Below are 22,101 nucleotides of genomic sequence, written 5' to 3'. Positions count from 1 at the left end.
TGGTTGAAGACATTGTATCAACTATTAAATATGATGAAAAGAAATAATTGGTAATTTGAAAATGGTTGGTTTATTAGGGAGGGAGAAACAACATGCATAATAAAAAATGGGATTTACGCATTATATGTGCTCACGCTTTTACGATTCTTATATGGGGATCTGCTTTTCCAGCAATCCGAATGGGGCTTGAATCTTATACGCCTGAGCATCTGACTTTACTACGTTTATTAATTGCTTCAGTTATACTTCTTTTGTTTTCCTTTATATATAAGTTACGGCTACCGGATTTAAAGGATATCCCAGCCATTTTTATATTTGGTGCTTTAGGATTTACTTTTTATCACATTGCACTAAACTATGGTGAAAAAACAGTAAATGCTGGATCTGCAAGTTTAATTGTTTCAGTCACGCCTATAGTAACGGCAATATTCGCTTCTGCTTTTATGAATGAAAAAATGAAATTAAATGGTTGGATCGGTGGTGTAATTAGTTTTATAGGAATTGCTTTCATATCATTTAGTCAAGGAGATGCTATTCAATTAAATAGTGGGGGATTTTTTATACTATTAGCAGCGATTTCAGAAAGCTTATATTTTGTTTTCCAAACTTCTTACTTAAAAAAGTACGGCTTCTTACCATTTACGATATATACAATTTTATCTAGTACGGTATGTATGCTTATTTTCTTCCCGGGAATGTATACAGAAATACTAGCAGCTCCTCTTGAAGTGAATATGAGTATTATATATTTAGGTTTATTTCCAACAGTACTTCCATATATCGCATTGGCTTATATCATATCTCATTCTGGTGCTGCTGAAGCAACAAGTTCTCTATATTTAACGCCAGTAACTGCATGTTTCGTTGCTTGGATATGGTTAGGAGAAGTACCGACTTTTGTTTCAATAATTGGTGGGGGGATTACTATACTTGGAATTTTGATTGTTCATATACCAGTATTAAGAAAAGAAAAACATAGGAATCTAGCAAATAATCAATCCGTATAATGTAATTCAATAATGATTTTATGATACTTTTTTATATAGTTTCTTTCTTATGTTGATAAATATAATATTTTGTATTTCAGTTAAATATTGTATGTTACATTTTATATAGTAAGCATTTTAAAAGGAGCTGACAACATAATGAATGGAAAAAGAAAAATTTTCACATGTATTTCTATTGTAGGAATCGGAATAGCTAGTTTTTCTAATTCTAGTTTCGCAGCAAGTGTAACGGACAATTCAATACAAAATTCTATTCCCGTAGTTAATCAACAAGTAGCTGCTGCAAAGGAAATGAAACCATTTCCCCAGCAAGTTAATTATGCAGGTGTTATAAAACCGAATCATGTTACACAGGAAAGTTTAAATGCTTCTGTAAGAAGTTACTACGATAATTGGAAAAAGAAATATTTGAAAAATGATTTATCTTCTTTACCTGGTGGTTATTACGTAAAAGGAGAGATTACGGGTGATGCGGATGGGTTTAAGCCACTTGGAACTTCAGAAGGTCAAGGGTATGGGATGATAATTACAGTATTAATGGCTGGTTATGATTCTAATGCTCAAAAAATCTATGACGGTTTATTTAAAACAGCAAGAACTTTTAAAAGTTCTCAAAATCCTAATTTAATGGGATGGGTTGTCGCAGATAGTAAAAAAGCACAAGGTCATTTTGATTCTGCTACTGATGGGGATTTAGATATTGCGTATTCTCTTCTTCTTGCTCATAAGCAGTGGGGATCTAATGGAACAGTTAATTATTTGAAAGAAGCACAAGACATGATTACAAAAGGTATTAAAGCTAGTAATGTTACAAATAATAACCGACTAAATTTAGGAGATTGGGATTCTAAAAGTTCACTTGATACGAGACCATCTGATTGGATGATGTCACATCTTAGAGCATTTTATGAATTTACAGGTGATAAAACTTGGCTTACTGTTATTAATAATTTGTACGATGTTTATACGCAATTTAGTAATAAGTACTCTCCAAATACAGGACTTATTTCAGATTTCGTTGTAAAAAACCCACCACAACCCGCACCTAAAGACTTCTTAGATGAGTCAGAATATACAAATGCATATTATTACAATGCTAGTCGAGTACCATTGAGAATTGTAATGGACTATGCGATGTACGGCGAGAAAAGAAGTAAAGTCATTTCTGATAAAGTCTCTTCATGGATTCAAAATAAAACGAATGGAAACCCTTCTAAAATTGTGGATGGTTATCAATTAAATGGATCCAATATTGGTAGTTATCCAACTGCTGTATTTGTTTCACCGTTTATTGCTGCAAGTATAACGAGTAGCAATAATCAAAAGTGGGTAAATAGCGGTTGGGATTGGATGAAGAATAAGAGAGAAAGCTATTTTAGTGATAGTTATAATTTATTAACTATGTTATTTGTTACAGGAAATTGGTGGAAACCTGTACCTGATGATAAAAAATTACAAAATTAAATAAATGATGCAATTTATGAAGGATACAATAATTAAATTTGAGAATAGTTACTTAAGAAAGGAATTAGCATACGCTAGTTCCTTATTAATATTTTGTAAAACATTATCCATACTAAAATTCGCATAGATATACTTGCTTTTTTCATATACATAGTTATTGATGACTCTATGTTTTTGTGAAGGGAGAGTATTTCTTGGAAAAAGTATTATTTTTCGGAGACCCAGGTATTGATGACTCATTTGCCATTATGTATGGTTTACTGCATCCCGAAATTGAAATTGTCGGTATTGTAACCGGATACGGAAATGTTGAGCATATACATGCTGCACATAATGCAGCGTATATTTTACAGTTAGCAAATAGACAAGACATTCCTGTGATTAGCGGTGCAACAAAACCACTTACAGAAGAAATTTCAACATATTATCCTGAAATTCACGGACCAGAAGGATTAGGGCCTATTCATGTGCCAGAAAGTGTATTGTCTATCCCGATATACAATTTTGGTAGTATTGCCTCGATTCTTGTAAAGTACGGAAAAGATTTAACAATTGTCGATGTAGGAAGATCTACCTCGTTAGCGATTGCTTTTAATTTATGGAATGATTTAATGCTGAATGTAAAAGGAATATATTTCATGGGTGGTGTCTTTTTAGAAGTAGGAAATGTTACGCCATTAGCAGAGGCAAATGTGTATGGAGATCCTATTGCAAGTAAAATTGTTTTTCAGCAAGCAAAGAATTTATTCATATTCCCTTTAAATGTAACAAACAAAGCTGTGTTAACACCAAATGTGTTTGACTATATTCCAGCTAATTCAAAGAATCCATTCCATACGATAATGAAACCAATGTATGATTACTATTTTTCTGCATACCAAAAACTTAATCCATCTATCAAAGGGCCATTGCTTCATGATGTGGTTGCTATAAGTGGATGAGTAAATCCAAGCTTTTTTGAATTTGTACATCGTACAGTGAATGTTGATACATACGGAGATACGAAAGGACAAACATTTGCTGATTTTCGCCCTAGCTCTATATCTGAAGGAGCCCATATAGCATTAGAAATAGATGAACAAAAATTTATTCAAGATTTTATAAAAATTATGTTATAAGCCGTTGTCGAAAAAGGGAATTATTTCGCTACGTTGAATATAAACATACATCCTCTATATAAGGGAGCTTACAATATTGAATGTCCAGTTAAAGGTTGTTACGAGAGAAAATTGGGAAGAAGCATTAAAACTACAAGTTAAAGAAAATCAGTTGGAATTTGTTCCATCCGTAGCAGTTTCGCTTGCTAAAGTATATATAAAACCAGATGGTGACAATGTAGAGTACATACCACTCGCTATATACGATGGTGACCTTATGGTTGGTTTTATTATGCATGCTGTTGTAAGAGAGACATCGGATATGTATTGGATTAACGGATTTATTATTGATCAATCGCAGCAAGGTAATGGTTATGGAAAAGCAGCATTACAAGAAAGTATTAATATAATAAAAAATACGTTTAAGGCGTGTAAAGAAATTAGATTAACCGTACATAAAGATAATCTCTCTGCAAAGAAATTATATGAACGATATGGGTTCATATCATTAGGACAGGAGTATGATGGTGAGCAAGTCTATTGTTTATGTGTTTAAGTATTACAAAGTAAAGGTGTGAAATGAAATATGCAATTTTCGGAAGTGAAAATCGAAGTGTTTATTCCGGAAGAATACATTGAGATATTACGGGATGAGCTAAATAGAATTGGTGCTTGTAAAACAGGTGAATATGATCATTGTCTTTCCTATAATTCCGTGAAAGGATACTGGAGACCATTAGATGGTGCTTCACCTTTTAATGGGGAAATTGGTCAAATATGCGAAGGGCAAGAATGTAAAATTGAAATAAAGTGCAAACGTGATCTTGTAAAGGATGCACTTGAAGTCATTAACGAAATTCATCCGTATGAAACACCTATGATTTATATTATCCCGATATTAAATGGCTATTTTAATCAAATATAAAATAAATGACTGGGAGGAATAGCAATTGAAAAATAAATTCCATCATATTGTACGAGCTGTTATGATTAAAGATAAAAAATTGTTATTGGCTGAATACATTGGCCATCATTATTTTTTACCAGGTGGTCATGTTGAAGTTGGCGAATCAGCTGAAAATGCATTAATAAGAGAATTACAAGAAGAACTCGGAGTAAATTGTAGTATAAAACAATTTTTAGGAGTCATAGAAAACCAATGGCAAGATAAAGAAGTGCTTCATCATGAAATTAACCACATTTTTGAAGTAGAGTCACAAGATTTACATACGGACTTAACACCGAAATCTAGCGAGTCTCATTTAGCATTTCACTGGATAGATTATAATAAAGAAGCCTTAAATCATTATGAAATCATGCCAATGCCATTAGTGAAGGAATTACTAGACAGAAAGTTAAGTGATGAACTACTAAATTGTTGGATTAGTAATTTTTAAATCACTTTATTTATAGTAAATACGTCCATCGAATAAATATAAAGAAAATAGGCTGAAAAACAAGGTACATCACCTAGTGTAAGTTCATATTTTGTTGATGTACGCATTTAGTCTATAGTCTTATTTCTACTTTGTTTGTAAAAATTTATTAACTTTAATATTTGGACGGAATTTATATTGATAAATGGAGGGTTTTATAATGAATCAGTTTCAACAAGAACTACAATCATTAAACCTTAATGATTATCAAACTGGTAATGTTGTTTATTGGGATCAACAACAAAATCAATATCCATATTATTACATTCAAGGCGATGTACGTCGTTGCGGTGGCTGCGGAGGTTGTGGTGGACGCTGCGGTGGTTGTGGCGGCAGATGTGGCGGATGTGTAGGTTGCGCTGGATGTTTTGGTTGCTTTAATTGCTGGAACTGGTGGATCATTTAGGTATAGAAGATCAAAACTATTTTACATGAAAGAAAGGTGTGAAAATTATTTTGCACTTTTCTTTCATGCTGTAATTTTGATGTGTATTAAGGGGGATGTATTTGTATACATATGATAAGTTGATTTCTTGGGTAGAGGCTATAAAAGAAAAAAATCATAGTTCTGCTACAGCACTTTGTATTATAAAAGATAATAAAATCGTACTAGAGCATTATAGTGGTTATCACTCAAGTACATCTACAAGCAAGAAAGTAACAGCATCTTCACAATTTAACGTTGCTTCTGCTAGAAAAAGTTATTTAGGATTAATGATAGCGTATGCGCTTTATGAGGGGAAAATAAACTCTATTGATGATGAAGCGAAAAAATATTTTAAAGACTTTGATCCTGCATTGCTTGGTAAAATAACGATAAGACATTTAGTAACACATTCGCACGGATTAGGAGAAAGGGATGACGGAACAATTTTTCGTGAATTTGAACCTGGACAAGCATGGGCGTATAGAGATATTAATGTAAGAATGATGACACGTCTTATTTATCAGCTATATAATAAAAGTTTTCCTGAATTGTTAAAAGAGCGTGTGTTTAAACCTGCTAATTTTCAAGAAACAGGTTGGAGAGTTCAGCAAGATGAAAAGTTAGTTGACGTTGTTAATAATCCAAATGAAGACGCGATTAGTGAAATTGGTAAAGTAGATGACGGTACTGAAAAAAATCTATTTGTCTCAGCTAAAGAATTTGCGCAGTGGGGCAATCTTCATTTAAATCAAGGTATGATAGATGATAAACAAATTGTTCCGAAAGAAGTTATAAAAATCGCTACGAGTTTGCAGAGTCCAACATATGTAAATAAAGAGCTACCACAAAATGGATTATTTTGGTTCGTTCAAAATGAACCTGCACAATTAAGTGAACTAGGTGAACGCGTACCAAAAGGATCGTATCAAATATTAGGAATTACGGGACCAACTATATTAGTAATACCTGCATATAATGTAGTTGTTGCAAAAATGTATAACAAAAGATATAACTACGGCGGTGATAATTATTTATATTATTTACGTGAATTTAGTAATTTAGTCGCTGATACATTTCGTAACGGTAATAGGGCATAATTACTCCTATAACAAAAAGGAGTGATTGAAAGTGAAAGATAAAGTGAACAAAAATAAAAAGCAAAATATAAAAGATGTAAATACAGAGCAAAATGCAATTTATAGCGATCCAAAAGATGCAGCTAATATGCAAACGGTACCGCAGCCGAAAGATTTTGATGAAATTGAATATTAATTTTTCGTTTATCCGACCATATGATGAATCAAAAATACATCTTAAGTCCCATCACATGATTGAAAACTTTTGGTACTCTATATACATAAGCATTTGAAAATGTCTTATCTTAACAAAGCTTTCTTTAAGTAAATCTAATATAACCTGCAGAAAGACACTTCATAATGGAGTGTCTTTTTGTGTACATGAATTCAATTTCCATTTTTCATGCAGTATCTTGCTTTTTATGATGGTTATACTAACTGTGAAAATTCATGTCACGATAAAAGAAGGGGACAGTTAGTATGAAACAAACTTCTATAAATCCGTTACTAATTGTTCTAGGTACAATCATTGTTCAAATTGGCCTTGGAACAATTTATACATGGAGTTTATTTAATCAACCCCTTGTAAGTAAGTTTGGATGGAATCTTAATTCGGTAGCGATAACTTTCTCCATAACAAGTTTTTCTTTATCATTCTCAACTTTATTTGCAGCCAAGTTGCAGAAAAAATTAGGACTTCGGAAACTTATTGCTACTGCAGGAATTGTATTAGGACTCGGATTAATACTTAGTTCACAAGTTTCTTCCTTACCACTATTATATTTATTAGCTGGTGTCGTTGTTGGTTATGCGGATGGAACAGCTTATATTACATCACTATCTAATTTAATTAAATGGTTTCCCAATCGGAAAGGGCTTATTTCAGGTATATCTGTATCAGCTTATGGGATGGGCAGCTTAATCTTTAGATATATAAACGGAAATCTTATCGATAACCTTGGTGTATCACAAGCATTCTTATATTGGGGTATTATCGTGTTACTTTTAGTGTTAATCGGATCGTTCTTCTTACGTGAGGCAATTGTAAGTAACACTGTAACTGAGACTTTACACAATGATTATACACCTCGTGAAATGATGCGAACAAAACAAGTATATCTTTTGTTTTTTATGCTATTCACATCGTGTATGGGCGGTCTATATTTAATCGGTATGGTAAAAGATATCGGAGTGCAGCTCGTTGGACTTAGCGCAGCAACTGCAGCTAATGCCGTCGCAATGATTGCAATTTTTAATACAGTAGGTAGAATCGTTCTTGGAACGTTATCGGATAAAATTGGCCGAATGAAAATTGTTTCTGCAACGTTTATTATTATTGGATTGTCAGTCTTTACTTTAAGTTTCATTCCACTAAATTACGGGATTTATTTCGCTTGTGTAGCAAGCGTGGCCTTTTGCTTTGGTGGTAATATTACAATCTTCCCAGCAATTGTTGGAGATTTCTTCGGATTAAAAAACCATAGCACAAATTATGGGATTGTATATCAAGGTTTCGGATTTGGTGCACTTGCAGGAGCGTTCATTGGAGCTTTACTGGGTGGATTTCAACCGACCTTTATTATAATCGGTGTTTTAAGCGTTATTTCCTTCATTATTTCAATATTAATCCATCCACCAAATGCAGAGAAGAAAAAGGAACTAAAACATTTACATCGGAAAGTAGCTTGATACTAAAAAGAGTCCTAATATAGGGCTCTTTTTAGTATAGAGAGAATAGAGTTATTTAATTTAAAATGAAATGATTTGAGAAGCAATAAAGTTTTTTATTTCTTGATGAACTAAGTAGCAGATACATAGAATATTCATATTGTTTTATAAAGGAACTAACATGTTGTTAAAAAACATTTAGAAAATTACAGTTAACCAACTTTGTGATGGAACGTGCACTTCATTCATAGACCATAATTTTCTTATAAGTTTACAATGAAAGTAGTTGGCTTTTATTGATTACAACCATAATTTCTTCTGTTGTGGCATTCGTTACAACAAATATTGATGACATTTTTATATTGCTTGTTTTATTTTCACAAGTAAAAACAGAAGTAATTAGGAAAGAAGGAAGAGCTGTCCACGAAAAAGCTACAAGAAAAAAACTTTATATCGTTATTGGACAATATTTGGGGTTTAGTATAATTATTTTTCTAAGTATCGTTGGTTCCTTAAGCTCTTTTTTCATTCCTATATCGTGGATCGGCTTATTAGGATTCGTTCCAATTTATATGGGTGTTAAAGGACTATTCTCACTTCGTTCTAACAAAAGTAATAAAGTCATTGATAATACTTCTGGTTCATTATTTAAAGTAGCTGCGATTACATTAGCTAATGGAGCTGACAATATCTCAATTTATATACCAATGTTCGCTAGTCAATCTATGGAAGCAAATATCGTTACATTAATTATCTTTTTTTGCATGATAGCAATATGGTGTTTGATTGGCTACACATTGTTAAGAGCTCCTATTTTTGCTAAAGTACTTGAGAGAAATTGTCATATTATCGTTCCAATCGTTCTAATTGGTTTAGGAATGTTTATTCTTTTTCGCAGTAATACAATAGAATTATTTTACTAATACGTTCAAACTAACGGAAGTTTTAATTAAAAAGAATCAAACGCGGTAAAAAGCCGTACTACAAATAAAATGTAGTACGGCTTTTTACAATTTTAGTGAAATGAAACAGTGCACTACGACTATTAAGTTAGACAGGATATTACGATTATTAAATTGAATAGATACTTTAAAAGGAGGGTGATGATTAAAATGAAAATAGTAAAACAATGGGTCCAAGAAGATAGTGATTACATAAGAGAAAAAGTAATTGAATATAATCAAAAACATATTTCAGATGAAGAGAAAAAGCCTTCAGAAAAAATTAGTTTTATAGTGAAAAATGAAGATGAAGAAATAGTAGGTGGAATAACTGCAATTACATTTTGGCATCACGTACATGTGGATTTCCTGTGGGTTTCTGAAGAATATAGACACGAAGGTTATGGAACCAAGTTAATAAAACTTATTGAAGAATTTGCAATTGAAAAAGAGTGTAGGCTAATCAATTTAGATACTTTTAGCTTTCAGGCACCTGCTTTTTATAAAAAACATGGATATAAAGTAATTGGGGTAAGTGAAGATCACCCTAAAGGGCATAATCGATACTATTTGGAAAAAAGGTTAGAAAATATATAGAATCCCAAAATCAATCAAACCATAAAGAGCGTACGCTGAATAATTACTTTCAAAATACGCTCTTGTTTATTTAGAAATGAAGAGATACTTATGCTAAATAGAAAATATGACCCTGTAAAAGGGTTATGGAATGGTGTAGGAGGAAAGATAGAAAAGGGAGAAACACCTTTAGAAAATGCAATTCGTGAAATAAAAGAAGAGACTAATATAAAAGTTACGCATGATCAAATTCAATTTAAAGGCATTATTAAATGGGAGGATTCTTCATATTCTGGCGGAATGTATGTTTATCTAGTATAGTTACTTCATGAATTTATATATCACACTCCAAAAAAAGTCTCAGAAGGAATTCTAGATTGGAAAGAGATTTCTTGGATTCTAAGTGACTGTAATTACGGCGTAGGAGAGATGATACCTAAATTTTTAGTTGAAGTACTCTACAATGAATTCATATTAGAGCACAATTTTGTTTTATCTAATCATAAATTAATAAATTATAGGAATCAGAAATTGGTTAAGCAGGATAGGTTACTTACTTCTTTATATAATACTATTCGCTTATAAATAACAAACTAAGAGAAAATGAAAATTTCAGATAGGAGATTGGATATGTGGACAACAAATATTATCAAAACTCCAAGAGGAAAGTTTGAATATTTTCAAAAGGGAGAAGGACCTCCACTTTGCGTTACTCATTTGTATAGTGAGTATAATGATAATGGAAATACTTTTGCAAACCCATTTACTGACCATTATAGTGTTTATTTAGTTAACTTAAAGGGATGTGGCAATTCAGATTCGGCTAAAACTGATTCTGAATATAGTATGACCGAAACGATTAAAGATTTAGAAGCGATTCGAGAAGCTTTATATATTAATAAGTGGGGGTTTGCTGGTCATTCGACAGGAGGGATGTTAGCTCTTGTATATGCGACTGAAGCACAAGAAAGTTTAACGAAAATAATTGTTGGTGGCGCAGCGGCGAGCAAGGAATATGCATCTCATAAAGATAGTATATACTGTAGTAAAAATGTAAAATTTAATAGAATCGTATCAATTATGAATGCATTAAATGATGATAGTACAGTACAAGAAGAAAGAAAAGCATTAAGTAGAGAGTGGGCACTTATGTCTTTTTATTCTGAAGAAAAGCTTGAAGAGGCATTAAAATTGCCGAATAGCGGAAAGACAGTTGGCAATCGGTTAAATTATTTTAGACAAGTTGAATATAAAGATTATGATGTTCGTCAGAAACTTAAATTCGTAAAAATCCCAAGTTTTATATACTGTGGTAAGCATGATGCACAATGTCCCTACATATTTTCCCGTGAAATAGCAAATTTAATCCCGAACGCAGTATTAACTAAATTTGAAGAAAGTAATCATAATCCATTCGTTGAAGAAATAGACAAGTTTAATCAGTTTGTAAAAAATACATTATAATTAGACTTTTTGCCACCAAGCATACCTAGGATAGTCTGTAGATTTTAACGTAATAGATTCGCCAATTTGAGGTGTTGTAATTTTAACTCCTAAACGGTTAGCTTCTTTCGTAACACGTTCTATCGGGTCACTCCATTCGTGTAATGCTAATGTAAAAGCCCCCCAATGAATCGGAAGAAGTAATTCTCCTTGTACATCAATATGAGCTTGTACTGTTTCTTCAGGCAACAGATGAATTGCAGACCACCTTGGATCATATTGCCCGCATTCCATTAACGTAAGATCGAATGGACCGTATTTATTACCAATCTCCTTAAAGTGAGGCGCATAACCGCTATCACCACTAAAGAAAACTTTAGTTTCTTGACCAAGGATAGCCCATGAACACCATAACGAACAATCTCTATCTGTCATACCTCGTCCAGAGAAATGTCTTGCAGGTGCACATACTAACTTAATAGTATCAAACGTAATTTCGTCCCACCATTTATGCTCACTAATTTTACTAGGTGAAACACCCCATTTAATAAGATATTGTGCAACTCCAGTCGGAACATAAAAGTGCTTTGTGCGATCTTTTAACTGCATAATACTTTTGTAATTCAAATGATCATAGTGATTATGAGAAATGATAATCGCATCAATCTCTTGAAGATCTTCACGCTCTAAAGAAAAAGCACCACTATAACGTTTACTATTAAACAGAGGAAACGGGGAAGAGGCATCTCCAAACATCGGGTCTAATAACAATGTTTTACCTTCTATTTTTAAAAGAGAAGCAGAATGCCCAAACCATGTAACACTTTCTAAAGATTCATTATCTTTATTTGATAAAACAATCGGTAAATTCTTTATAGGACGCAGCTTTGATTTCATTTTAAAGTAATCATTTATTAAACCTATAATATCTTTCGGTTTAAAACTTACATCAGTATGAATTTGATTTGTATATTTCTTTTTCATTCGTTCTCCTTTTTACGTTTAACAATATACGTATGTTGTTATTGTGGCTATTTGTAGTTTAAACGAAATCATTTTAGCTTTCACCTTAAATGCAGTACATTTCATAAATTTGTCAAATTCGTTATTCGTATATATAAAATGAGATTTATTCAGCAGCAGATAAAACGAATACTAAGTAAATGTAAATTGTTTTAATTTAGTAAATTTCTTCTTACAAGTAACAAAGAACATACGTTTTGTTATATGTTATAGAAGAAAATATGTCCCTAATTATTAAAAGGAAGGAGAGGATGTAAGTGCAAATAGAGAGAAAAAAGAAATCAAAATGTAAACTATCAAAATCTGAAATAACTCAGCTATATACAGAAGGGAAGAGTACCTCAGAAATAGCTACGCTTGCCAATGTGTCCGCTAGGTATATTCGTATGGTTTTAACAGACAATAACGTTCCAAGGCGTGCTATAGGGAGTTGGAAGAGAAAGTATAACATAACAGAAAATTATTTTAAAACGTGGTCAAATAATATGGCTTATATTTTAGGATTTATAGCAGCGGATGGTGTTATACAAAAAGAAAATCAATGTGTTAGTGTATCACAAAAAGAAAGTTATATTTTAGAAGACATAAAAAAAGAACTAAAAACAAACCAGCCACTTTACCAAAACAAAAAGACAGGTGTATATATGCTAAACATTAATAGCAAAACAATAAAAGATAACCTTATGAACATACATGGAATTATGCCATGTAAATCTTTTAACATTGAATTCCCTTTCGTACCAGAAGAATATTTACATCATTTTGTTCGTGGATATTTTGATGGGGATGGTTACGTCAAGTATGAAACTTATACAGTAAGCTTTGTAGGAGGATCATATAGCTTTATGAATTCTTTAAATCAGGTACTACAAAATCATAATTTACCAGCCGAATTACTAAATCAAAATAAACATTATCGCGTCATTTTAACCGGAAGAAAACCAATACAACTATTTTCAAAGTGGATTTATAAAGACAAAGATATTTATCTGCATAGAAAATATGAAGAATTTCAGAAAGAAAGTCTAAGTCTAGATCAATTAAAAGATCGAAAGCTAAAAAGAACTCAAGCTGCTGTTAAGCAGAGAAAACAAAATTTCCTTAAGGAATATATGAAAAATAAATGTATCGCTAAAACTTGTTCCATTTTAGAAATAATAGGAGGGAGGTACTATCCAACGTGTATGATTATAACAGCTTGTGAAGGAGAAAAGCTTTATAACCTTTGTGAACCTCTAATTAAACCAACACTTAAGATCTTTGAAAACTATTCAAGTCATATTGAAGATATTTCAAAAAGAATCGACACGTTTAATCATTTATCTAGAGAATCTTATAATCTTTTATTGTATAGTGGTGTGTTATTAGATTTTGGACAAATAAATTACATTGAAGAAAACTATTTAAAAAAGAAACGACCTTTAAGAAATAAGAAACGATATTATTATGCAATTCAAGAACAAGAATTAACAGATATAGAGGCTTTCGGGATGTATGGTAATACATATTTAGATTTAGGAGAAGTTCAAATTGGTCTTTATGGAAATTCTCGATATTCAACATTAAATTTAATTACAGCAGATAACGAAACATTTGAAGAATATTTCCAAAACACTAATACTGATATTAATTATAAGAAAAAACAATTAGTAAAAGGTTTCGTAGCAGCAGATAGACAAAAAGACTTACATTTAAACGTAGTTTACGAAAAATTAGGCTTATATCAAAATTCACAACCTGTTATCCCTGTATTTAAATCAACAGACTTATTTATACTTAACGAAATTGCAAACACAATCAGTGAAGATTTAGTCTTATTATTCAACGAAAACGATAAACCTTTAAAACAATACTTTGCCAGCAGCAGATACTCAAAAGAAATTACTTATGAAGAGTTTTTTATCTGGTGGTATCACTTTTTCTATACAAAAGTAACTGAAGAATTAATAAAACAAGGTGTAATTATAACAAGCACCCCAAAAAATCAAACGTACATAATCCATCAATAACTTTAAATTAAAGTGCTAATATACTTTTACAAATGTAGCAGCTGAACGGTAAATAATTATTATAGTAAATAAGGGATAATCTGAATTTAAAATCTAATATAAAGAAAACAAGATATTTAAAGAGGAGAAGAGCCATGCAAAAGAAATTTATCAATCCAGAAACGATGCCACCAACTTTTGGATACTCACATGTAGTGGAAGTTAGTAACGCTAAACGAACGATTTACATATCTGGACAAGTAGCAATTAATATAGACGGTCAAATTGTTGGAATTAATGATTTAGCTACACAAACACGACAAGTATTTGAAAATATTAAAATCGCATTAGTAGAAGCGTCAGACTTAAATTTCAATGATGTAGTAAAATTAACATTTTTCTTAACAGACATTTCTCAAATGGCCGTTGTTAGAGATATTCGAGATCAATACATTGACACTAATAATCCACCAGCAAGTTCAGCTGTCGAAGTTAGAAAGTTAATTAACGATAACTTATTAATTGAAATCGAAGCAATTGCTGTAGCAAACTAATTTTAAAAACTTATTATGAATCATATCCATGCAATTCGTTTAATGTGTTCATTTAAAACGAATTGCATTTTTATTGTCTTAAATATAATTTATATCTGGAGACATTATCATCAACAACTCATAAAACAACAAATAAGCACACAATTGATTACACAGAATGAATCTAATGAAAAGGGAAGCGTAACAATATAAACTAACATATAGTAAGTTTATTACTTTTATCCAGTTAACATAATATATATTATAGGCAGTTATAGAAACAAAGCAATATCAGGTATCAAAATCCAAGTAAACTATACTTAGTGAGACGAAACAGAGATTTTTAGTGAGATTCACATAAAATCTTATTTAAACGCATTTATACAGTTTTTTATCTTTTTTTAGTTATAAATTCATCACAGCAAATCAAAAACATTTTTGATCAGCAAGAAATTTTTATGCGGAAAAAATCTTTTTACAAAATATAAATAGCAATAATTTTATTTTATGTTGTACTTTATAAATTTATTGCTATTTACACACGTTTTACAATTTTACATTATTTCTTGTTATTTCTGTTATTTACACTTGACTTTTATTATTCCTATTATTTCACACTCTAGTTAACATAACGTTTATTTTTAACTTAAAAAAATCTCCCTCACCTTCAGGAAGATTTTTTAGCTTGCTAGTATTTCAGTTATATACTCTTAATAGCAATCCCAGTTGTAAATAACATTGGAAAAATTTAGATTTAACAAATCTTCTTTTTTAATAAAGAAATTAGCAACACCAGAATCTCCCCACATAATATTTAATGAGTCGTCTGTATCGATTTGCAGTAATAATATATCATGTTGTTGGTATTTTTCTTCCCATTCCCTTGGATCTGTCTGTGTGAAAAATGGATAACCACCAATTTTATGTCCGAAATCTTTACATAAATCATCATACAGTTCGCCTAATTCTGTATTATTTTCTTCATCAACAATTTCTTCCCAATCAATATCCTCACTAAACATCTTTTCAAATCGATAATCTCTAGATGTTATAGGTTGATAATCTAATTCAAATTGTAATTTTGCTGCTTCAGGTATGATAAAGTCTTCTAATTCTAAAGTGTTTAAATGACTAAAATCAGTAATTACCTTATTTAAATCTTCTATAATTGTAGAATGATAAATAATTCGAAAGTCTTTTTGGATTGTTGGGTGATCAAAATCTGCTCCATAAAGCTCATCATCAGCACTTACGAAAAACTGCAATATTCCTTTTTTGGGCATATATTCAACATGCGGAATTTCTTCAAAGTTTAACTGCGCAAGTAACATCATAGGTTGTCCATTTGAATCTTTAGGATGCTCTTGATTTATAGGTAAATACGGATAACCACCAAACTTACTCTCAAAAAGAGTTGTCTCTGCTTTCGTTCCAGCCACTTTAATATACGGTTTTACACTTTCTTCTAAAATACTACGATATTGCTCTAGTTCTTTCGGAATTTGAAGTTTATACGTATTTTTCATCACATTTGCCTCCCTTAATAATGAATTGAAAATGCCTTACTTAATTATATAGCAAGAGATAGCTTCATTAAAAATTGTTAAAAGTCCGTTTTCACCCTCGTTTTTTGCGCACTTGCTGGACAAAGTAGGTTATGTTCTAAAACCTTTTTATTAATAGTTCGAATTAAATCCGCTGCTTCTGCAGTATTTGTATTTTCTTTTAGTTTTTCTTTTAAGTCATCAATTTCCTTTGAAATCTCAATCCACCTAGGTAAAACATAATTATTTTTCAAAGTTCTATACAGTTGTTTTTCAGGATTGTACGAAAGATCTTTATCAAGATTCAGTGGTCTCCCTTTACCAGGTAAATTATCAAAAGCCCCTTTCTTTTCTGCCTCTTTAACGATAGAACTAATATGATCCTCATACGTATAGGACCAAACTTTCTCATCTTTTACTAAAATCTCTTGCTTTTTTAGTTTTTTATCTAGTTCTTCTTGATTCATAGATTCTCTCTCCTTTTTATTTTTTAGTGTCTTTTTTGTAAGTTCTAATGCCCTTAATCCATCGAATAGCTTTTCTCGCCACCACACGCTATCATGTCCGCCTTGAAACTCTTCATAAGTGGTTTGGTATTTCTTTTCTTCTAAAGCTTTATATAGCCTTCTATTAGCCGTTAAAAGAGGTTTGCTTTCAAGTTCACCTACTGCTATGTAAGAATTGAGATGAGTCGCATTAGAATCTATTGATGAAATTTGATTTTCAATCCAAGGAATTGTATTTTTATAATTATCCTTTTTCCAATGTACGGATCCAGACATTGACAACACATTTCCGAAAATATATGGATTTTGAAGTGCTGTATAAAAAGCTGCTAGGCCACCAAGACTGAAACCTGCAATTGTTGTATGTTTCGCTTCTTTATGCACACGATACTTAGCCTGAATCCACAGAAGTAATTCCTTCGTTAGAAATGCGTTCATTTTATCGTTATAAGTTAGCTCTTCTAATCGATCAACAGGATCTATAGCAACAGCAATACACGATGGGATTTCTTTTTCGTAAATTAAATAATTAAGTGTTTTTGTGATTGAAAGGTCATTAATGAATGAATTCCCATCAAATACAATGAGAAGTTCTTGAAGATATGAAGTGTGAGAATAATCATGAGGCGTATAAATATGAAGTTTACGTGTGTTATTTAAAATCGAACTATAAAAAGAATATGTTTCAATCTTTCCGGATGGATAATGATTTGAAGGAAAACGACTGCTATACTGCACTTCCATATCTATTTTTAACACAGACGCTTTATTGGCACCTTCTCCAAATACATTTTCATTGAATGGGTCTAGTCGGTACTGTTCACTACGCTTTATCCAATCATTTTTGAAAAAATCATTTACTGTAAAATAATAAGTTGAAATGAACCTCTTATTCGTCCTAAACGTAACATACCAAATATCTGTCTGTAACAATCGTTGTAATTGATTTACAGACAGATCCCAACCAGGAAAACTACCGACTACATAAACATTTTCAGTACCTTGATCACCTAACCATATATACGTTATAAGTTTATACTGATTATCTATAGGACATTGTTCTAATAGTGGTGTATGATTTGACTTGATTTCATGCAAAAAAGTATAAAGAGCTTTTTCATTTCCATTCTTTAAGTGATTTTTAAGCTTCTCTAACGTAGGACTGATTATGGTAGTCACCTCTCTTCCTCCTTTGTAGTATTCTATATGTAGTTTTTTCATTAGAATCCCTATATAAAAGTAGTCGTAAGTTATATGTTTAGAGAAGTTATTGATTAGAAAAATGATCAATTGCTTGAATAGAAAGTTCCAATGATTTTATTCTTCTTTCTAAAAGAGTTCTTTGAGGACTCCCGAGCTTTGACTTAACATAAATCTTTTCAATTGATGGAAGCAAACCAATTAGAACATTTCGAGCGTCTGCTAAATCCTCTTGCGTGTAATGATGGGTTTCTTGATTCCAAATACGTTCTAACATAGCTAAGCCGATACTAACTGCTTTGAGTCTTTTTTTCACTAAAGTAGTGTTTGAGCCTTTTTGAGTCATCTGAGATAGCGCATTTTCAAGTTTACGGATTGTTGACTGTAAAGATTTAATTGATTCTACTTTATCTACATTTGATACGTTTTCCATATTAAACCTGTCCCTTCTTCGTTTCTAAATTAGTTTTCTTGATATTTGATAATACCATTTAGAAGCGAATTTTACTCGAAATATTTGAGTTGGACATGAATTGAAAGGAAAACAGCTAACAAACTTCTATCTCCTCCCTCGCACATTCTCTATATGTACTTCTTTTTTCTCGTTAAAATACCTACATGTTAATATTGAATATTTTATGAACAAAAAACGTACAAGCAGCATCACTTGTACGTTTTTAATCAGTAAGGTAATAAAGTAATAACTTTCGAGTCTTTTCATAATTCATGAAATCTCTATACAAAATGGGATACTTCATAATCTCTGTTTCTAAAAAACGATATTGTGGAAACCATTCAAAAAAAGATTTCCTTAGCCACTTTATTTGATTAAACACAATCTCCTGTTCATTGTTATTAAGTACGTAACTTAAAGTACCTGCTGTATGCATCCAATAATAATTTAAATCAGCGCTTATACAATCATCTTCTGTAAACATATTATTAAAATCTTTTCGTATTTTTTGAATGTCACAATTCGGAAACGGTTTATACAGTGGACTAGGCATTTTCTGCAATTCATTAAAAATAACCCTTTTTCCTAACTTCAACTTTCCACCCCTTTATTTCTCTATCCAATTTAATAAGTTTTCATAATGATATTGAGCATCTGTATAGCCAAGATTATATAAATTAACGAGCTTTTCTTTACTTCTTTCTATTCCGCTTATTGGAAGCTGTACGCTAGGCTGAATAATATAAAAGTTGTCTTTTTGTTTTATTTGATGCATATAAGATATCGTCTCATTATAAAAACGATAATGTTCTACTAAAGATTGTGCGATATTCGGATATTTCCTATATAAAATTTTAGCTAGGCCAGAAAACTTATTACGCTGCTTCTCATATCCTTCTGGTTTTGTCATAATTACAACGTTCTTTTCATAACCATCAGTTTGCGCTTTTAAAACCGGTATAGGATCTATAATTCCTCCATCTAGCAATTTTCGATTATCATATTCTACAGCAGGTGCTATAAACGGCACTGAGCTAGATGCACGAATGATTTTTAAAATATCATTTCCATGTTCTGCTTTATTATAATAAATAGCTTGTCCTGATTCGCAATCAGTCGTTCCTATAACAAACTGTTCATTTGAGTTTAAGAAAGTTTGAAAATCAAATGGTACAATTTTATTAGGTACTTCATCAAATAAAAAATCCATTCCGAATAATTCACGTTTTCGAATTAAATTTCGATAAGATATATAACGATGATCTGCTACTAACTCTGTATTTACTTTTTTATTTCTCCCTTTTTGACGTGATAAATAAGTTGCTCCCATACAAGCTCCAGCGGATACACCAACTACATAAGGGAAAAATAAGTTCTTTTCCATAAAATATTCGAGTACGCCTGCAGTATATAAACCTTTCATTCCTCCGCCTTCTAATACTAAACCGATATTTTTCATGCTATATCCCTCTGCTTCTTTTTTCTTACTTACATATTAGCATAAGATATTAAGATGAGGTTATATAAATGAATTACAACAATAGCCAGAAACTACTAATGTAATATCATAACTTCACATCGAGTTGCATGGTACAATATAAGTAACACATTCCACAAATAATGGAGGAGGAATTTCCTATGGGTTTATTTAGCGGTATTTTAGGAAATGCATCAAATACGAGTACAGAAAGTGTAGAGCGTGATTTAGAGAAGATTATGTTAGACGATGAGAAAGTTGAACATGCTTATAAATTAATTCGTGATTTAATCGTATTTACAAATCGTCGTCTTATTTTAGTAGATAAACAAGGAATATCAGGTAAAAAAACTGAGTATCATTCTATCCCTTATAAAAGTATTACACAATTTAGCATTGAAACAGCTGGGCATTTTGATTTAGATGCTGAACTTAAAATTTGGGTATCTAGTTTGAGCACGCCAATTACGAAAGAATTTAAAGGTGACGATAGTGTTTTAAGCATCCAAAAAGCGTTAGTAACATATACGACAAAATAATGTCTATTTGTATTTTTATTCATTTAAAAAATTACTAACCCGAGTATTTTGGAAGAATATTCATCATTTTTGTATATTTAATCTAAAAAACATAAAAAGGTAAAGCGTATTTTAAACGCTTTACCTTTCTTTTTGTAATAAATAAGTGTAGTTTTATCATTTAATTTCTTAGTTACTTCTGTTCTTTTATACCCCATTTTTTCGTATAGAAAACAATTTCCCTCTTCTTCTAAAATCGTAGCAAGTTCAAAACTTTGTGCTTTTGGAAACATCTCTTCAATTAAAATAAGTACCTTCTGAGCAATTCCTTTCCCTTGATAGATTGGATGAATAAACATTGGACTAATCCAAAATTTATAAGGTAGTTCTTTTTGGGATATACATATCGCTCCAACAAGTTTCGAATCGATTATCATCTTATAAAAATTACTGCTAGGATTATTTATTCTAAAAATAGTTTTTTCAATAGGTTCATTTGCTGGGTTTGTTTCGTAGTCTTTATATTTATGTAATAAAGGGCTAAATGAGTCTATTTGCATTTGAAATAAAACTGCTGCATTACTTTCTGTTGCCTTCTCTAATGTAATCTCCATCTACCAATTTAGTCGTTTTCTTAATGAAGTTATATGAGCTGTATGATGACGACCATGCCATGCATATAGTCCAATTGCAACAGCAAGTTTTGTTTCACCAGTCTCTGGATGGTTAAATGTCTTTTCTAAATCTTCAAGTTCTAAAGAATATAAAAGGTTAACCCATCTTTTATGTAATGACTCTAACATTACTAGTGAAACATCTACTGGTAATTTAGAATCAGGTAATTCTGCCCACTTTTCTTCTTTATATGGTTTAATCGTTGGATTCTTTTCTGTTAGTGCTAATTTAAAGCGTATATAGCTATTCATGTGGCTGTCAACAACGTGATGGACTACTTGACGAACTGTCCATCCACCAACGCGGTACGGTGTGTCTAACTGCTTCTGATCTAAATCTTTAATAGCTTTCGTTAGTTCATTAGGTAAATCTTCAAGTTCTTGAATCCATGTATCTATCATTTCTTCCGTTATAGGACGTTTGTATGTAAATTGCCCAATTGGATATCGTAAATCATTCATGAATAAGTCCCCCTTCTTATAAGCGCGAATTATTTCTCCAAATATAATGTACAAAATTCACCTGTTCCCCATTTAATTGTACAGATGTTGTATCTGCTTCGTTTTGATAAGAAGAAAATCCGCTTTTTTCTAGTACAATTTGTGATGCAAGATTATTAGAAGTTGTTTTAGCATGAACCTCATTAATTTCATTATTTTTTGCTACGTCTAAAATTAATTTTACGGCTGCTGTTGCAACTCCTTTTTTAGTAAATTTTTCTCCGACCCGATAACCTAACGAACTGATTCGAGTCTCCGAATCTATATCTACTAAATTTATTCTTCCTACAATTTCATTTTCTTCGTTACGAATTAAATAAAAATAAGATTCTCCATCCGCCTGTTCTATTAATAAATCATCTAGTAGTTTTTGAAAATATTCAAAATCAAAATATTGCGAGCCACGATTAGGTACCATTGTTTCAAAAAAAGACTTATTCGTAAGTTCAAACGTAAATAAATCCTTAGCATCGTGTTTCTTTAATTGTTCTATGTATATTTTCATTTCGATTATCCCTTCTATATCTACTAACTGTTATATATTCTTT

Annotated in this window: 22 protein-coding genes and 5 pseudogenes; 18 read left to right on the top strand and 9 right to left on the bottom strand. The window is 31.4% G+C overall.

Features of this window, described 5'->3' with window-relative positions; all coding sequences use genetic code 11:
* The first annotated feature begins 92 nt into the window (after window positions 1-92).
* The 14 genes and pseudogenes from QCI73_RS14260 to QCI73_RS14195 all read left to right on the top strand — a co-directional run bounded on the left by QCI73_RS14260 (window position 93) and on the right by QCI73_RS14195 (window position 11,156).
* Window positions 93-1,007: a DMT family transporter gene (locus QCI73_RS14260; RefSeq protein WP_327923873.1), complete on the top strand. Its 915-nt coding sequence runs from the start codon at window positions 93-95 to the stop codon at window positions 1,005-1,007.
* A 138-nt stretch (window positions 1,008-1,145) separates the two neighbouring features.
* Window positions 1,146-2,471 carry a family 8 glycosyl hydrolase gene (locus QCI73_RS14255; protein ID WP_088106759.1) on the top strand — a complete coding sequence of 442 codons (1,326 nt, stop codon included), beginning with the start codon at window positions 1,146-1,148 and terminating at the stop codon, window positions 2,469-2,471.
* Between the two features lie 194 nt (window positions 2,472-2,665).
* Window positions 2,666-3,589, top strand: a pseudogene (locus tag QCI73_RS14250) (nucleoside hydrolase).
* A 76-nt stretch (window positions 3,590-3,665) separates the two neighbouring features.
* Window positions 3,666-4,124 carry a GNAT family N-acetyltransferase gene (locus QCI73_RS14245; protein ID WP_353823194.1) on the top strand — a complete coding sequence of 153 codons (459 nt, stop codon included), beginning with the start codon at window positions 3,666-3,668 and terminating at the stop codon, window positions 4,122-4,124.
* Between the two features lie 30 nt (window positions 4,125-4,154).
* Window positions 4,155-4,493 (top strand): divalent cation tolerance protein CutA, encoded by a 339-nt coding sequence (gene cutA / locus QCI73_RS14240; protein ID WP_327923870.1) that lies wholly within the window; start codon window positions 4,155-4,157, stop codon window positions 4,491-4,493.
* A 25-nt stretch (window positions 4,494-4,518) separates the two neighbouring features.
* Window positions 4,519-4,965, top strand: a complete 447-nt coding sequence (locus QCI73_RS14235; RefSeq protein WP_353823193.1) for an NUDIX domain-containing protein — start codon at window positions 4,519-4,521, stop codon at window positions 4,963-4,965.
* 199 nt (window positions 4,966-5,164) lie between these two features.
* Window positions 5,165-5,410 (top strand): heterocycloanthracin/sonorensin family bacteriocin, encoded by a 246-nt coding sequence (locus tag QCI73_RS14230; RefSeq protein ID WP_001071385.1) that lies wholly within the window; start codon window positions 5,165-5,167, stop codon window positions 5,408-5,410.
* A gap of 101 nt (window positions 5,411-5,511) precedes the next feature.
* Window positions 5,512-6,528: a serine hydrolase domain-containing protein gene (locus QCI73_RS14225; RefSeq protein WP_353823192.1), complete on the top strand. Its 1,017-nt coding sequence runs from the start codon at window positions 5,512-5,514 to the stop codon at window positions 6,526-6,528.
* Window positions 6,529-6,559: 31 nt separating this feature from the next.
* Complete coding sequence (locus QCI73_RS14220; protein WP_000653680.1) at window positions 6,560-6,703, top strand: hypothetical protein; 144 nt, start codon at window positions 6,560-6,562, stop codon at window positions 6,701-6,703.
* A gap of 284 nt (window positions 6,704-6,987) precedes the next feature.
* On the top strand, window positions 6,988-8,196 hold the full coding sequence (locus QCI73_RS14215) for an L-lactate MFS transporter (protein ID WP_327923866.1): 1,209 nt from the start codon (window positions 6,988-6,990) through the stop codon (window positions 8,194-8,196).
* Between the two features lie 275 nt (window positions 8,197-8,471).
* Window positions 8,472-9,098, top strand: coding sequence for a cadmium resistance transporter (locus QCI73_RS14210; RefSeq protein WP_327923865.1), 627 nt, complete (start codon window positions 8,472-8,474; stop codon window positions 9,096-9,098).
* Between the two features lie 189 nt (window positions 9,099-9,287).
* Window positions 9,288-9,713 (top strand): GNAT family N-acetyltransferase, encoded by a 426-nt coding sequence (locus tag QCI73_RS14205; protein ID WP_131369213.1) that lies wholly within the window; start codon window positions 9,288-9,290, stop codon window positions 9,711-9,713.
* Between the two features lie 35 nt (window positions 9,714-9,748).
* Window positions 9,749-10,277, top strand: a pseudogene (locus tag QCI73_RS14200) (NUDIX hydrolase).
* A gap of 45 nt (window positions 10,278-10,322) precedes the next feature.
* Window positions 10,323-11,156, top strand: a complete 834-nt coding sequence (locus tag QCI73_RS14195) for an alpha/beta fold hydrolase (protein ID WP_353823191.1) — start codon at window positions 10,323-10,325, stop codon at window positions 11,154-11,156.
* Here the strand turns inward: QCI73_RS14195 and QCI73_RS14190 are convergent, their stop codons facing one another.
* Entirely contained in the window at window positions 11,157-12,119 is a 963-nt protein-coding gene (locus tag QCI73_RS14190) for an MBL fold metallo-hydrolase (RefSeq protein WP_353823190.1), read from the bottom strand.
* Window positions 12,120-12,415: 296 nt separating this feature from the next.
* Here QCI73_RS14190 and QCI73_RS14185 point away from each other — a divergent pair.
* From QCI73_RS14185 to QCI73_RS14175, 3 genes and pseudogenes are all read left to right on the top strand, one after another.
* Window positions 12,416-13,315, top strand: a pseudogene (locus tag QCI73_RS14185) (LAGLIDADG family homing endonuclease); the annotation flags it as partial.
* Window positions 13,307-14,167 (top strand): annotated as a pseudogene (locus tag QCI73_RS14180) (hypothetical protein); the annotation flags it as partial. The pseudogenes QCI73_RS14185 and QCI73_RS14180, both read left to right, overlap by 9 nt.
* Before the next feature lie 134 nt (window positions 14,168-14,301).
* The gene (locus tag QCI73_RS14175; protein ID WP_353823189.1) at window positions 14,302-14,700 is read left to right on the top strand and encodes a RidA family protein; all 399 of its coding nucleotides are present in this window, start codon (window positions 14,302-14,304) and stop codon (window positions 14,698-14,700) included.
* A gap of 689 nt (window positions 14,701-15,389) precedes the next feature.
* Here QCI73_RS14175 and QCI73_RS14170 read toward each other — a convergent pair.
* The 5 genes from QCI73_RS14170 to QCI73_RS14150 all read right to left on the bottom strand — a co-directional run bounded on the left by QCI73_RS14170 (window position 15,390) and on the right by QCI73_RS14150 (window position 19,842).
* Complete coding sequence (locus QCI73_RS14170; protein WP_353823188.1) at window positions 15,390-16,205, bottom strand: YwqG family protein; 816 nt, start codon at window positions 16,203-16,205, stop codon at window positions 15,390-15,392.
* A 77-nt stretch (window positions 16,206-16,282) separates the two neighbouring features.
* The gene (locus QCI73_RS14165; protein ID WP_353823187.1) at window positions 16,283-17,908 is read right to left on the bottom strand and encodes a DnaJ family domain-containing protein; all 1,626 of its coding nucleotides are present in this window, start codon (window positions 17,906-17,908) and stop codon (window positions 16,283-16,285) included.
* Between the two features lie 88 nt (window positions 17,909-17,996).
* Window positions 17,997-18,362 (bottom strand): hypothetical protein, encoded by a 366-nt coding sequence (locus QCI73_RS14160; RefSeq protein WP_262726287.1) that lies wholly within the window; start codon window positions 18,360-18,362, stop codon window positions 17,997-17,999.
* Window positions 18,363-18,606: 244 nt separating this feature from the next.
* Window positions 18,607-18,978 (bottom strand): YxiJ-like family protein, encoded by a 372-nt coding sequence (locus QCI73_RS14155; RefSeq protein WP_353823186.1) that lies wholly within the window; start codon window positions 18,976-18,978, stop codon window positions 18,607-18,609.
* Between the two features lie 12 nt (window positions 18,979-18,990).
* Complete coding sequence (locus QCI73_RS14150; RefSeq protein ID WP_000789267.1) at window positions 18,991-19,842, bottom strand: patatin-like phospholipase family protein; 852 nt, start codon at window positions 19,840-19,842, stop codon at window positions 18,991-18,993.
* Window positions 19,843-20,021: 179 nt separating this feature from the next.
* Between QCI73_RS14150 and QCI73_RS14145 the strand changes: the two genes are divergently transcribed.
* Window positions 20,022-20,399 (top strand): PH domain-containing protein, encoded by a 378-nt coding sequence (locus QCI73_RS14145; RefSeq protein ID WP_000522480.1) that lies wholly within the window; start codon window positions 20,022-20,024, stop codon window positions 20,397-20,399.
* Window positions 20,400-20,476: 77 nt separating this feature from the next.
* Here QCI73_RS14145 and QCI73_RS14140 read toward each other — a convergent pair.
* The 3 genes and pseudogenes from QCI73_RS14140 to QCI73_RS14130 form a co-directional block, all read right to left on the bottom strand.
* Window positions 20,477-20,992 (bottom strand): annotated as a pseudogene (locus tag QCI73_RS14140) (GNAT family N-acetyltransferase); the annotation flags it as partial.
* The gene (locus tag QCI73_RS14135; RefSeq protein WP_327923861.1) at window positions 20,993-21,514 is read right to left on the bottom strand and encodes a YfiT family bacillithiol transferase; all 522 of its coding nucleotides are present in this window, start codon (window positions 21,512-21,514) and stop codon (window positions 20,993-20,995) included.
* A 16-nt stretch (window positions 21,515-21,530) separates the two neighbouring features.
* On the bottom strand, window positions 21,531-22,058 hold the full coding sequence (locus tag QCI73_RS14130) for a GNAT family N-acetyltransferase (RefSeq protein WP_353823185.1): 528 nt from the start codon (window positions 22,056-22,058) through the stop codon (window positions 21,531-21,533).
* Window positions 22,059-22,101 lie beyond the last annotated feature (43 nt).

Origin of the sequence: Bacillus cereus group sp. MG16, assembly GCF_040459875.1 — a bacterium.
GTDB classification, from domain to species: Bacteria; Bacillota; Bacilli; order Bacillales; family Bacillaceae_G; genus Bacillus_A; species Bacillus_A paranthracis.
Note: the sequence above shows the minus strand (reverse complement) of the source record. Positions and strands in the feature narration are given on the sequence as shown.

Excerpts from the sequence above, each read along its gene's own strand:
- QCI73_RS14260 (WP_327923873.1), top strand. The coding sequence starts at position 93 with ATGCATAATAAAAAATGGGATTTACGCATTATATGTGCTCACGCTTTT.
- QCI73_RS14255 (WP_088106759.1), top strand. The coding sequence starts at position 1,146 with ATGAATGGAAAAAGAAAAATTTTCACATGTATTTCTATTGTAGGAATC.
- cutA (WP_327923870.1), top strand. The coding sequence starts at position 4,155 with ATGCAATTTTCGGAAGTGAAAATCGAAGTGTTTATTCCGGAAGAATAC.
- QCI73_RS14230 (WP_001071385.1), top strand. The coding sequence starts at position 5,165 with ATGAATCAGTTTCAACAAGAACTACAATCATTAAACCTTAATGATTAT.
- QCI73_RS14215 (WP_327923866.1), top strand. The coding sequence starts at position 6,988 with ATGAAACAAACTTCTATAAATCCGTTACTAATTGTTCTAGGTACAATC.
- QCI73_RS14205 (WP_131369213.1), top strand. The coding sequence starts at position 9,288 with ATGAAAATAGTAAAACAATGGGTCCAAGAAGATAGTGATTACATAAGA.
- QCI73_RS14195 (WP_353823191.1), top strand. The coding sequence starts at position 10,323 with ATGTGGACAACAAATATTATCAAAACTCCAAGAGGAAAGTTTGAATAT.
- QCI73_RS14190 (WP_353823190.1), bottom strand. The coding sequence starts at position 12,119 with ATGAAAAAGAAATATACAAATCAAATTCATACTGATGTAAGTTTTAAA.
- QCI73_RS14175 (WP_353823189.1), top strand. The coding sequence starts at position 14,302 with ATGCAAAAGAAATTTATCAATCCAGAAACGATGCCACCAACTTTTGGA.
- QCI73_RS14170 (WP_353823188.1), bottom strand. The coding sequence starts at position 16,205 with ATGAAAAATACGTATAAACTTCAAATTCCGAAAGAACTAGAGCAATAT.
- QCI73_RS14160 (WP_262726287.1), bottom strand. The coding sequence starts at position 18,362 with ATGGAAAACGTATCAAATGTAGATAAAGTAGAATCAATTAAATCTTTA.
- QCI73_RS14150 (WP_000789267.1), bottom strand. The coding sequence starts at position 19,842 with ATGAAAAATATCGGTTTAGTATTAGAAGGCGGAGGAATGAAAGGTTTA.
- QCI73_RS14145 (WP_000522480.1), top strand. The coding sequence starts at position 20,022 with ATGGGTTTATTTAGCGGTATTTTAGGAAATGCATCAAATACGAGTACA.
- QCI73_RS14135 (WP_327923861.1), bottom strand. The coding sequence starts at position 21,514 with ATGAATGATTTACGATATCCAATTGGGCAATTTACATACAAACGTCCT.
- QCI73_RS14130 (WP_353823185.1), bottom strand. The coding sequence starts at position 22,058 with ATGAAAATATACATAGAACAATTAAAGAAACACGATGCTAAGGATTTA.